Source organism: Bacillus cereus group sp. MG9, assembly GCF_040459995.1.
Lineage (GTDB): Bacteria > Bacillota > Bacilli > Bacillales > Bacillaceae_G > Bacillus_A > Bacillus_A mycoides.
On the sequence record NZ_JARVHC010000001.1, the window covers coordinates 876,271 to 888,855 of the forward strand.

Consider the following 12,585-nt stretch of genomic DNA (forward strand, 5'->3'; position numbering starts at 1 on the left):
TTTTATGCATTCTATTGCATATCGTCAAGCGGCGGTATGCTTTTTTTTGTTTATTTTCCTTGTTACTATAAAAAATCAGAATTTGGAAGGTGGAAAAATGTGATGAAATTGTATGGCTTACGAAATGTAAATGTGATGGGTTTGGATAGCGGATAAAGAAATGTGAATCAAACGGGAACGAGAAAGGAGAGGTTATATTGTTTTCAGTATTACTAAAGTTAAGCTGGTTTTTTAGAGAGCATTGGAAAAGGTATAGTATTGCAATTGGGGTACTTTTAATTGTAAACGTGATAGAGGTAATTCCACCGAAAGTGTTAGGAATTACAATTGATAATATTAAAACGGGAGCCTTAACGAATGAGGCGATTATGCAATATATTCTTATTTTACTTGGGGTAACGATTGTTGGGTATGTACTTACTTTCATTTGGCAGCACCAACTATTTGGCGGTGCGTTCGTACTTGAGAAAACGATGCGTTCAAAATTTATGGGGCATTTACTTAAGATGACACCGACGTTTTATCAAAAAAATCGTACTGGCGATTTAATGGCGAGAGCGACAAATGATTTAAAAGCAATCTCCATGACAGCTGGTTTTGGTATATTAACGCTCGTTGATTCTAGTCTATATATGCTTACAATCGTTTGTATGATGGGCTTTTCAATTAGTTGGCAGTTAACATTTGCTGCGCTTATACCGCTTCCGATTATGGCGTATGCGATGAATAGATACGGAAAGAAGTTGCATGAAAGATTTACAGTCGCGCAAGATGCGTTCGGGGATATGAACGATAAAGTACTTGAATCAATTGCGGGTGTACGCGTTATTCGTGCGTATGTACAGGAGAACGCTGATCAAGAAAGGTTTCATCATTTAGGAGATGACGTATACGAGAAAAATATGAGAGTAGCAAGAATCGATGCATTATTCCAGCCAACTGTAAAAATGCTCGTCGGTCTTAGCTATTTAATTGGTTTAGTGTACGGTGCATATCTCGTATTCCAATCAAAGGTGACACTTGGTGAGCTCGTTTCTTTTAACGTCTATTTAGGGATGATGATTTGGCCGATGTTTGCAATTGGTGAATTGATTAATGTTATGCAAAGAGGAAATGCGTCGCTCGACCGTGTAAATGAAACGTTAGCTTATGAACCGGATGTAAAGAATCCGAAAGATCCAAAGGTTGTACAAGAGCCAGATTACATTGAATTTGATAATGTTACTTTTTCATATCCTTCATCAATTGAAACAAATTTAAAAAATGTTTCGTTCTCATTAAAACAAGGAGAGACACTTGGAGTTGTTGGGAAAACAGGAAGCGGGAAAACGACGCTCGTTCGTCAGTTTCTTCGTCAATATCCACTTGGGGAAGGGGATATTGCGGTTTCTGATGTGAAGCTAGATAAAATTACGAATGATAACGTACTTGGCTGGATTGGGTATGTACCTCAGGAACACATTTTGTTCTCAAAAACAGCGAAGGAAAATATTTTATTCGGAAACAGAGAAGCGACTGAAGAAGAACTTGAAAAAGCGATTGAAATAGCTGCGTTTAAAAAGGATTTAGAGTTTTTACCGGAAGGTTTAGAAACGCTTGTTGGAGAGAAAGGAGTTTCTTTATCAGGTGGGCAAAAGCAAAGGATTTCGATTGCGAGGGCTGTTATTCAAAATCCGGAAATTTTAATTTTGGACGATTCTTTATCAGCTGTTGATGCTCGTACTGAAGCGGCAATTATTGAAAACATACGAACAGAAAGAAGCGGGAAGACGACGATTATAACAACGCATCGTTTGTCAGCAGTGCAGCATGCTGATTGGATTCTCGTTATGGATAACGGTGAGGTTATTGAAGAAGGTTCGCATGAAGCGCTCGTTCGAAATGGGGGCTGGTATGCAGAGCAGTTCGAAAGACAACAAGGTGAAAGTGAAAGTACGGATAGTGGGGTGAAAATATGAGTGTTTCAAAACGATTGTTTCAATACGCGATGAAAGTAAAAGGGCCGATTTTTGCAGCGATGGCGATGCTATTTGTTTTCGTTATTGCAGAACTCGCGGGTCCTTTCGTCGCAAAAACGATGATCGATGAGCATATCGTTGGAATAGAGAGACCCTGGTATGAAACAGAAAAGAGTGAGGATGCTGTTTCATATAATGGCGCCTTTTATAAGCGAAGTGATCGCTTTGAACAAGGTGAGCAAAAAGGGAAAGAAGTCCGAGTGATTCAAGTTGGTTTTCAGTACTATTTTGTACCGAATAAAATAACGCTTGAAGGAACTCGTTCTGTTAAGGGTGATGTGCTTACAGTACAAAGTGGTAAGGCAGTGCAAGTGTATAAATCGAAAGCCTTAACGAAAGAAGAAGTATTTGCGTTTTATAAACCAGAAATAAATAGGTTATTACTACTTGGCGGTGGATATTTCGCTTTATTAGTAGTCGTATCATTATTTGCATACGGAAAGCAGTTCTTCTTACAGAAGGCGGCAAACAAAATTATTCAAATTATGAGGGAAGACGTCTTTTCCCATATTCAAACGTTGCCAATTCGTTATTTTGACCATTTACCAGCAGGGAAAATTGTATCGCGTGTAACGAATGATACAGAAGCGATTCGTGATTTATATGTAACAGTGCTTGCGACATTCGTCTCTAGTATCATTTATATTATCGGGATTTTTGCTGCGCTATTTTTACTTGATGTAAAACTGGCGGCACTATGCTTACTCATCATCCCAATTTTAATTGTTTGGGCGATTATGTATAGAAAGTATGCGTCTGTATACAATCATAAAATGCGTTCGCGTTTATCGGATATTAACGGAACAGTGAATGAATCAATTCAAGGGATGCCAATTATTCAAGCATTTCGTCAAGAACATGAAACGAAGAAGGAATTTGAAGAGTTAAATGGTGATTATTTTAAATATCAAAATAAAATTTTAAATTTAAATGCAGCAACTTCGCATAATTTAGTGTCTGTATTAAGAAACATCGCTTTTACAGGTGTAATTTGGTATTTCGGTGGTGCTTCATTAAGTGCTTCTGGCCTCCTTTCTCTAGGGATACTGTATGCTTTCGTCGATTATTTAACGAGATTGTTCTCGCCAATTACGAACATGGTGAACCAACTTGCTAACTTAGAGCAATCGCGTGTTGCATCAGAGCGCGTCTTTGAATTGCTAGAGGAAAAGGGAGAGGCAGTAGAAGAAGAACGTATGCCTCGCTTAACCGGAAATGTGAAATTCGATAATGTTTCGTTTTCTTACAATGGAAAAGATGAAGTATTAAAAAATATTTCTTTTGAAGCGAAACAAGGGGAGACAGTGGCACTTGTCGGTCATACTGGATCAGGAAAAAGTTCCATTATGAATGTACTCTTTCAGTTTTATGAATTTCAAAAAGGGAAGCTTACGATTGATGGTCACGATGTAACAGAGATGCCGAAACAAGCAACACGTGAACATATGGGAATTGTATTGCAAGATCCGTTTTTATTTAGCGGGACAGTGGCATCCAATGTAAGCTTAGAAAATGAAAAAATTTCAAAAGATCGCATCGTAAAGGCGTTACGTGATGTTGGTGCGGAAAGGTTTGCGAACAATATAGATGAAAAAATTACGGAGAAAGGAAGTACACTTTCAACCGGAGAACGTCAGCTTATATCGTTTGCTAGGGCACTTGCTTTTGATCCTGCTATTTTAATTTTAGATGAAGCGACTTCCAGTATTGATACAGAAACAGAAGCGATGATTCAACAAGCGCTAGAAGTTGTGAAAAAAGGACGAACGACGTTTATTATCGCTCATCGTCTTTCAACAATTAAGAGCGCTGATCAAATTATTGTGCTTGATAGAGGAACGATTTTGGAAAAAGGTTCCCATGATGAATTAATGAAAAAGCGCGGGCGTTATTACGATATGTATAAAACGCAAATGGAAGGAAACCAGAGTGCTTAATTTTTAGAAGAACTTGCGATTTTCGCAAGTTCTTTTTTGATAGGATTGTCCGCTTAGAAGTTAATATATTTCACCGGCTGAAAAACTTATAAATAAGTAGGTATTGTTTTACCTTTTTCTTTATAAATGCTATATTAAAAAATGTTACTTATTTTTTGTATGTAGCGCTATTTTTCCATTTTGTTTGATTATGAAGAAAAAGGTTAAACTAAATAAGAACATTTTCATTGAAAAATTGTTCGAAATTGCATACAATCAATATAGTTTTTAAATTCCTATCAGAATACTTGGAGGACTACTATCATGAAAAAATTATTTTCAGTGCTTGCAGTAACTACATTAGCGATTGGGATTGTAGCGGGCTGCGGTAAAGAAGAGAAAAAAGATACAGCTAATCAAGATGCATTACAGAAGATAAAACAAAGCGGTGAGCTTGTAATTGGTACAGAAGGTACATATCCACCATTTACGTTCCACGATACAAACGATAAATTAACTGGGTTTGACGTTGAATTAGCAGAAGAAGTTGCAAAACGTTTAGGTGTAAAGCCTGTATTTAAAGAAACACAATGGGATAGCTTACTTGCAGGAATAGATGCAAAACGTTTCGACATGGTTGCGAACGAAGTTGGTATTCGTGAGGATCGCCAAAAGAAATATGACTTCTCTAGTCCATATATTTCTTCTTCAGCAGCATTAGTTATTGCGAAAGATAAAGATAAACCTGCTACATTTGCTGACGTAAAAGGATTAAAAGCAGCACAATCTTTAACAAGTAACTACGCAGATATTGCTAAGAAAAATGGTGCGGAAATCACAGGTGTAGAAGGATTTAGCCAAGCAGCAGAATTATTAAGTTCTGGCCGCGTTGATTTCACAATCAATGATAAATTATCAGTGTTAAACTATTTAGAAACGAAAAAAGATGCAAAAATTAAAATTGTAGATACAGAAAAAGAAGCGTCACAAAGTGGATTCTTATTCCGTAAAGGTAGCGACAAACTTGTACAAGAAGTAAATAAAGCGTTAGAGGATATGAAAAAAGATGGTACGTACGATAAAATAACGAAAAAATGGTTCGGTGAAAATGTATCTAAGTAGCGCATTGATGTCAGATCGATTGTCTACTTGGATAGATATTATGCAGACTTCCTTCGCGCCTATGCTGAAGGAAGCTGTCTTTACGACAATTCCGTTAACGCTTATTACATTTATTATCGGTATTATACTTGCGACGTTAACAGCGCTCGCACGTATTTCAGGTAGTCGTATTTTACAATGGATTGCTCGTATCTATGTATCTATCATTCGCGGAACGCCACTTCTTGTACAGTTATTTATTATTTTCTATGGTCTTCCAACTCTTAATATTGAGGTTGAGCCATATACAGCAGCAGTTATTGGATTTTCATTAAATGTAGGTGCATATGCATCTGAAATTATTCGTGCTTCTATCCTTTCAATCCCGAAAGGACAGTGGGAAGCAGCTTACACAATTGGGATGACATACCCGCAAGCATTAAAACGTGTTATTTTACCACAAGCAACACGCGTATCAATTCCGCCGCTTTCTAATACATTTATTAGTTTAGTGAAGGATACGTCATTAGCGTCGTTAATTTTAGTAACAGAAATGTTCCGAAAAGCGCAGGAAATTGCGGCAATGAACTATGAGTTTTTAATTGTTTATTTTGAAGCAGGTCTAATTTATTGGGTAATTTGCTTCTTATTATCTATCGTGCAACAAATATTAGAAAAACGTTCAGAACGTTATACTCTAAAATAACCCTTTCATAAAAGGAGTTTTTGTTTTTATGATTTCAATTCAACATTTACAAAAAAGTTTCGGAGATAATACCGTATTAAAACATATAGACCTATCAGTTGAGAAGGGCGAAGTGGTTGTTATTATCGGGCCATCTGGATCTGGTAAAACGACATTCTTACGTTGTCTCAACGTGTTAGAAACGCCGAACGCTGGTAACATTCGCATCGGCAATAAAGAGCTCGATTTCTCTCAAAAAGTATCGAAGAAAGATATTGTAAATCTTCGTACGCAAACAGGTATGGTATTCCAACACCATAATCTATTTCCTCATTTAACAGCAATTCACAATGTAATGGAAGGGCTCGTTACAGTGAAAAAGATGGGGAAAGAAGAAGCGAAGAAAAAAGCAAACTATTTCCTTGAAAAAGTTGGTCTTGCGGATAAAGTAGACTTATATCCGTTCCAATTATCAGGTGGACAACAACAGCGCGTTGGAATCGCTCGTGCGCTTGCGATGGAGCCGGAAGTTTTACTATTTGATGAGCCAACGTCAGCACTTGATCCTGAGCTAGTTCAAGAAGTTTTAAAGGTTATGAAAGAACTTGCTAAAGAAGGAATGACGATGGTCATTGTAACGCATGAAATGCGCTTTGCTCATCAAATTGCGAACCGTGTTATTTTCATGGATGGCGGTGTCGTTGTCGAACAAGGTACACCGGAAGATGTATTTACAAATCCAAAAGAAGAACGAACGAAGAAGTTTTTACAAATGTTGCAATAAATTAAGGAAGGTCTCAAGGCATATGCCTTGAGACCTTTTTGCCATATATATTTATTTTTGGAATCCGCCAAGGCTTTGCTCAGCCATTGCAACTAGACGTTTTGTAATTTCTCCACCAACAGAACCGTTAGCGCGAGCCGTAGAATCTGCTCCTAATTGTACACCAAATTCTTGAGCGATTTCGTACTTCATTTGATCGATTGCTGCTGTTGCACCTGGTACTACTAATTGATTGTAAGAACTTTGGTTTGCCATAGGAATATATCCTCCTTAGAGTTATAAAAATTTTTTTGGTTGGACTAGCTGGATTTGAACCAGATTATCGCCCCGTTTGGCGCTAATCCATCGGTAATTAAGTTTGTACTCATAGTATGGATGTTACCTAGAAAGATATACAAAAAAATAATTTGTAAATTTTGTAAAAAATATTTCATCATTTCGTAAATTATGAAATAAGAGTAATCGTTGTATTTTTAAGAAAGAAGGCTAAACTAAGAGCGAAATCATATGCGTTTTTTTCCTTGTATAACCAGCTTGGCTTACTTAACTTATGATTTGTTAAAGTGAGACAAATTCCAGTTTAGTAAAATGAAAATTAAATCGGGAGCAACTACATAGTTCTGTTTTAACCCAGGATGGGGCAGAAAAAGGAACTGACCGCGTCTATGCACGGCTAGATGCTCTCTTCAATCTAAAAAAAGGGCTTTTTAATTGTTTTTAAACGATAACGTATGGAGGAATCATGATGGGAATTTGCCCGCTTTGCAACGCGCTAGAATCACAAACATATTCTTGTCAAAATTGCCAAGGTATACTCCAAGATTATGGGAAAACTGTAGATTACATAGACGATTACAGTGCATATATGGATCAAGAATTATTAAGTGCAGTAGACGGTTTAACACATAATAATTCACAGGAGTATTGCAATCATGTTTTTTATTGCGGAGTATGTAATGTGGAAACAGAAGTTGTAGTGAAGCTCGTTTAAATAAAAAACTTCCACCTTATGAAGGAGGTGGAAGTTTTTGTTTTTGTATTTGTGAGTTAATCATAGGGGAAGGGATGTTTTCGGTATGTGACGAAGGACCTGATTTTATTTGTGACATTTTTTCTTTCTTGTCGCGCAAAGAGTGTTCAGTTAAATAGATGGCATATTCATAAAATAATTGGCGCGTAAGTTCACTTTGTTCTTTTAACTTTTCATCTTGGAATACAGTTCGCCCCGGTTTAGAATTTGCTTCAAATAGCCACGGGTTTTCCGTGGTGTCTAAACCAATGTCAAAACCAATTTCTCCAATGTTCCCGGTTACTTGCCCATCGAGTGCATAACTGATTTGTAAGGCTGTTTGTTTTAGTTTATTTTCAATTTGAACTTGCTTTGTTGAATCAGGAAATAGTTCCTGAAGTAATTTCGTATCACCGCCGCTATTTACATGAGTTGTTAAGCTACCTTTGCCGGCGATTTTTGCGACGATTGCACTGACTACCCAATTACCAAAATGGTTTTTATTTGTATGAATGCGAAAATCGACGGGTTGCCCTTCGAAGCGGAGCAGTGAGATACCTTGTTGTACGATAAACTTTTTTAAATCATGTCCTTTTAACACATGGTTAAGAAGGGCTTCTAATGATTGATACTTTCTTAGTTTGTTTTGTTCATTTTCACGGTAACGACAATAGTAGCAATTATCAGTTTGAGAATAGAGTATTTGATGAATATTTCTTCCGAAGCTACCGTGTATTGGTTTCATATAAATGTACTTATGCGTACCGAGAAGTCGTTCTACTTGTTCAAAATGTTGAAATACTTCTGTATTTGGTAAGAATGGTTTAATTGAATCTTCTTTCATTAAAAGTTGATGCACTTCCCATTTATTGAAAAATCCCGGATTAAACCACGGAATCGCATAGTCGCTTTCTAAACGTTTTTTTGCTCTTACGATAGGTTTGTAATTTTCTGCTTGCCGATTTGGTAATCGGTCGTAAATGACATTTGGTAAAGGGACTTTGTTTTTTACCCATCTTCCTTCTTGAAAGAAGTACCCTTCAATTGTTTCCTCTTCCCAGTTTATATGTTGAATGCCAAAGACAAATACAAATGGCTGCAATGTGAATGGTGGTGTTAATAACTCACTGAGAGAGATGGAACGACTTCCTAAAGGAGAATTAGAATCATCGTTAAAGCCAGTTGTGAAAATCCCGATTAATGGGCCGAAAACAATGGTTTGATTGTGTAAGAAGGCATGGATTGTTGCTGAATGCGGTAGTAAAAGATCGGCTGCAATCTGTTCGCCAATAATAATTTCTCGCGTGAATGAATAATGAATTTTAATATTCTCACATGTAATATAACGTAAGCCAAAGAAAAAGGATGTAATTGGTGGTGTAATAGAAAAAACGTAAGGTAAAGTAATACTATTTGGATGCTCATCTGAAATACTTAATGTATATATGTGCTCTTTCAACAGGGATTTCCTCCTTTCATTATGGTGTAAATCGGCTAAACTTTAATGGACCATGAAAAATTTGTTCAGCCAGTTCGTCGTTGTACCTAGTATAAACATCGTAAGATGGCATCGTATTGACGTACATAAGCCAAATGGCACCTTTTTGATCCATAATGGTAGAAAGCTCTAGTTCAAATAATGAAGAATAGGACTGATCGAGTGTTTTAAACACTTCATTTACAACATCATGTAAAGCATCTTTTAATAATTGAACGCCAGTTGGAGAAAGTAAATATTTAATTTTAGAAAATGGATGTAACATAGAACGTTCTGTTGCTGAAAGTAAAAATTGTGCTGGGAATGAAGATTTTTGTATAAATTGACCGAGCACTTTCCAATTCTGTTCTTTATTTTTTTGCATAATGGTTCGAATATGAATCGGATATGATAGTTGATTTGGAGGTTGTAACATTGGATGAATCATATAACGGAATGAGTGTATGTTCGATTTGCACCATGATATAAATTTATCTGTTCGTTTGAATTGAGTAGAAGTATGATGTTGTTCATTTATTGTATCGATATGAAATGTTTTATTTTTGTAAGTGGCCCGATATAAATTTTCATTGGAGTGTATATTGATTGGTCTTATAATAATATCTCTTGTTTCTAGTAGTAATTTAAAAATTCCTTGTACTGTTCCTTTTATTATTTTTGGTACGTAAGGGGAAAGACGTTTATTAGTAAGAAAAAGATTGTGTAAATCGCTTGGGTTAATAAGTGTGTTGTTTAAAAAAGTAGTGGAAGAACGTTTGTGTAATGAATGAATAATCGCATTTGCTTGTTGGAATTCCTCATCCTCTTTGAAATGACAACGATCATATATATATGAAGGAATGGGAAAGGTTTGATCTATCCAATTTCCTGTATCTGTATCGTAAATAAGACCAGAAACAAGATCTGTCTTTGAATCAATGCTAAACGGTGTGAATTGGGCAACGACGTTATGATAAAGACGAGCTCGCTTAGCGATTTCGGTGTAATACGTTTGCTCGTGATGGAGCCCGGAAGTTAAAAGACCAAGAACCAACGAAATCACTCCTTTAGTAATAAGATGTTTGCATTATAGGCGAAGCTATATATTGCAAATACGTTTTTATACCATTATACTTTTGTCCGTATGATGATATGCTATAGTTTTGGAGAAGTGAAAGGTTGATTGTGATGAATATATGGTTAAATATGTTAATAACGACAGGGCTCGGGGCAATTATTGGAGGATACACAAATCATTTAGCGATAAAAATGTTATTTCGTCCTCATCGTCCGATTTATATTGGGAAGTTTCAAGTTCCATTTACGCCAGGGTTAATTCCGAAACGCCGCGATGAGCTTGCTGTTCAATTAGGTAAAATGGTTGTAGACCATTTGTTAACACCAGAAGGAATCGGAAAAAAACTAACAAATAAAGAGTTTCAAACCAGTTTAATTCGCTGGACACAAGTGGAAGTTGATAAAGTAATTACAAATGAACAGTCGTTACGGGATATGTTAGAAAAATGGAATTTAGAACATGTAGAAGAAGAGGCGATCGGGAAAATCGAACATGTTATTACAGAAAAAATTCATGCATTTTTAGCAGAGTACTATACATATACATGGGAACAGGCGTTACCTCATTCTGTTCATGAAAAAGTAGAGAATGCGATTCCGAATGTAGCATCTTTTATTTTAAAAAGAGGAATTAGCTTTTTGGAAAGTGAAGAAGGAAAGGAACGCCTTTCAAAAATGATTGATGACTTTTTTGCTTCTCGCGGGACGCTGCTTAACTTAGTTGGTATGTTTTTAGGGAATGTAAGTTTAGTTGATCGCGTGCAGCCGGAAGTCATTAAGTTTTTAGGACAAGATGGAACAGAGCGTCTGTTAACTGATGTACTGCAAAAAGAGTGGGAAAAGTTAAAAGGAAGAGACGTAAAAGAATTAGAAACGTTCGTAGAGAAAGAAATGATTGTGAACTCCATATTGACAGCGGTTAAAGTAGAGGAAACAGTGAGTAGATTTTTAAATCAGTCTGTTCAGCAAGTATGTGAGCCAGTTCGAGAAACAATCGTTGAAAAAGTGGTCCCTAGCGCAGTAGAGAAAGGCTTGAAGTGGGGGACAGAAAATGTGGGAAGTATATTGGGAAATCTACAGCTTGCGGAAATTGTCCAGCAAGAAGTATCTACATTTTCAACAGAGAGACTAGAAGATCTTGTATTGTCCATTACAAAAAATGAGTTAAAAATGATTACATATTTAGGGGCGTTATTAGGAGGAACAATTGGATTTATTCAAGGGTTGTTACTCTTGTTCCTTAAGTAATAAAGATGGGTGCATAGAAATAAAAGTGAAATTTCTTCCCATCTCTTGCATAGTTTGATATGGTAGGAAGAGGTGCGTATGTAAATGCACTTAAAAGGCAGTGCGAGCGAAAAGCGCTAGCCTTCTAAAGGAGGAAAAATAAAATGACAAAAAACATTCATGATGTTGCATATGAATTACAAAAAACAATCGCTGAAAACGAAGATTTCCAAACACTAAAAGCAAGCTACGCAGCAGTACAAGGAGATGCAGAGTCAAAGAACTTATTCGAAGAGTTCCGCGCGATGCAACTTGGCTTACAACAAAAAATGATGCAAGGCCAAGAAATAACTGAAGAAGACAACCAAAAAGCACAAGAAGTTGTAGCTCGCATTCAACAAGATGCAAAAATCACAAAGTTAATGGAAACTGAGCAACGTTTAAACATCGTTATCACTGACGTTAACAAAATCATCATGAAGCCACTTGAAGAATTATATAGCGCGCAACAAGCGTAATGATAGAAGACGCTCCTAGTATGGGGGCGTTTTTTTTGTATAGGAAATTTGATAGTCTTTCCACAAAAAAAACCCCTTCAAAATAGCCATGTGTTAGTGACTGTTTTGAAGGGGATATATGATGTATCTTTCAATTTCTCTTTTACATATATAATTACTTGTTGAAATACTCAGTTCTAATATTTTTTTCTTTCAAAAACTTTTCAATTTCTTTTTGCTTCCTACCATTAACTTTCTCAAAGCGTTTTGTAAAAGAAAAATCGGTTTTGAATAAGTTACCATCTTGCGCGATTTTGTCTAATTCGTGCTCTAGTTCTACTGAAAGTGCCGTAGATGCTGAAATGAATTCATACATTTCTTTCGAAGGTTTTTTGTAATCATCAGGGATCGTATTGTTACTAATAAAATCATGGAAATTCGCATCATTTTGTTGCGCTAAATCTACTAGTTGCTTTAATTTCTCTCGGTCGGATTCCGTGACATTCTCGTCAGACATAGATGATGAAAGTGGAACGATGTTTTCGTCTAACTCTCCGCTATAATCTAAATAAATTTTTATATTTTGTTTCATTTCGTCTTCGTTAATCGTTTCATTCTTTTTTGAGGAAGTGAATATAGTTTCTGGAATTTTTATCGTTACATCTTTAATAGATTGCACATCGTTTTCTTCCTTAGGTTGTGCACTGTTTGAACAAGCTGATAGAAATAAAATTGTAAGTAACATGAGTAGATATAAAGTATACTTCTTCATTTTAATCTCCTTTTATATTCAT

The 12,585-nt window shown here is 36.2% G+C and carries 12 protein-coding genes; 8 read left to right on the forward strand and 4 right to left on the reverse strand.

Annotated elements, in window-relative coordinates:
- Nucleotides 1-197: 197 nt before the first annotated feature.
- From QCI77_RS04450 to QCI77_RS04470, 5 genes are all read left to right on the forward strand, one after another.
- Complete coding sequence (locus tag QCI77_RS04450) at nucleotides 198-1,958, forward strand: ABC transporter ATP-binding protein (protein ID WP_002140514.1); 1,761 nt, start codon at nucleotides 198-200, stop codon at nucleotides 1,956-1,958.
- Complete coding sequence (locus QCI77_RS04455; protein WP_002140515.1) at nucleotides 1,955-3,955, forward strand: ABC transporter ATP-binding protein; 2,001 nt, start codon at nucleotides 1,955-1,957, stop codon at nucleotides 3,953-3,955. The genes QCI77_RS04450 and QCI77_RS04455 overlap by 4 nt, the downstream gene beginning before the upstream one ends.
- A gap of 303 nt (nucleotides 3,956-4,258) precedes the next feature.
- On the forward strand, nucleotides 4,259-5,056 hold the full coding sequence (locus QCI77_RS04460; protein WP_002030008.1) for an amino acid ABC transporter substrate-binding protein: 798 nt from the start codon (nucleotides 4,259-4,261) through the stop codon (nucleotides 5,054-5,056).
- Nucleotides 5,043-5,741: an amino acid ABC transporter permease gene (locus QCI77_RS04465; RefSeq protein ID WP_033706449.1), complete on the forward strand. Its 699-nt coding sequence runs from the start codon at nucleotides 5,043-5,045 to the stop codon at nucleotides 5,739-5,741. Before QCI77_RS04460 ends, QCI77_RS04465 begins: the two co-directional genes overlap by 14 nt.
- Nucleotides 5,742-5,769: 28 nt before the next feature.
- Complete coding sequence (locus QCI77_RS04470) at nucleotides 5,770-6,504, forward strand: amino acid ABC transporter ATP-binding protein (RefSeq protein ID WP_002010843.1); 735 nt, start codon at nucleotides 5,770-5,772, stop codon at nucleotides 6,502-6,504.
- Between the two features lie 51 nt (nucleotides 6,505-6,555).
- Here the strand turns inward: QCI77_RS04470 and sasP are convergent, their stop codons facing one another.
- Entirely contained in the window at nucleotides 6,556-6,759 is a 204-nt protein-coding gene (gene sasP, locus QCI77_RS04475) for a small acid-soluble spore protein, SasP family (RefSeq protein ID WP_000013349.1), read from the reverse strand.
- Between the two features lie 490 nt (nucleotides 6,760-7,249).
- Between sasP and QCI77_RS04480 the strand changes: the two genes are divergently transcribed.
- Entirely contained in the window at nucleotides 7,250-7,495 is a 246-nt protein-coding gene (locus QCI77_RS04480; protein ID WP_002087367.1) for a hypothetical protein, read from the forward strand.
- A 16-nt stretch (nucleotides 7,496-7,511) separates the two neighbouring features.
- Here the strand turns inward: QCI77_RS04480 and QCI77_RS04485 are convergent, their stop codons facing one another.
- Entirely contained in the window at nucleotides 7,512-8,972 is a 1,461-nt protein-coding gene (locus QCI77_RS04485; RefSeq protein WP_353824562.1) for a YheC/YheD family endospore coat-associated protein, read from the reverse strand.
- Between the two features lie 19 nt (nucleotides 8,973-8,991).
- The gene (locus QCI77_RS04490) at nucleotides 8,992-10,044 is read right to left on the reverse strand and encodes a YheC/YheD family protein (protein WP_002010850.1); all 1,053 of its coding nucleotides are present in this window, start codon (nucleotides 10,042-10,044) and stop codon (nucleotides 8,992-8,994) included.
- A 125-nt stretch (nucleotides 10,045-10,169) separates the two neighbouring features.
- On the opposite strand from QCI77_RS04490, the gene QCI77_RS04495 reads away from it, so the two are divergent.
- On the forward strand, nucleotides 10,170-11,315 hold the full coding sequence (locus QCI77_RS04495; RefSeq protein ID WP_113768992.1) for a DUF445 domain-containing protein: 1,146 nt from the start codon (nucleotides 10,170-10,172) through the stop codon (nucleotides 11,313-11,315).
- Between the two features lie 143 nt (nucleotides 11,316-11,458).
- Complete coding sequence (locus QCI77_RS04500; RefSeq protein WP_002125511.1) at nucleotides 11,459-11,812, forward strand: YlbF/YmcA family competence regulator; 354 nt, start codon at nucleotides 11,459-11,461, stop codon at nucleotides 11,810-11,812.
- 154 nt (nucleotides 11,813-11,966) lie between these two features.
- On the opposite strand, the gene QCI77_RS04505 is transcribed toward QCI77_RS04500, so the two are convergent.
- Nucleotides 11,967-12,563 (reverse strand): NDxxF motif lipoprotein, encoded by a 597-nt coding sequence (locus QCI77_RS04505; RefSeq protein WP_113768993.1) that lies wholly within the window; start codon nucleotides 12,561-12,563, stop codon nucleotides 11,967-11,969.
- Nucleotides 12,564-12,585 lie beyond the last annotated feature (22 nt).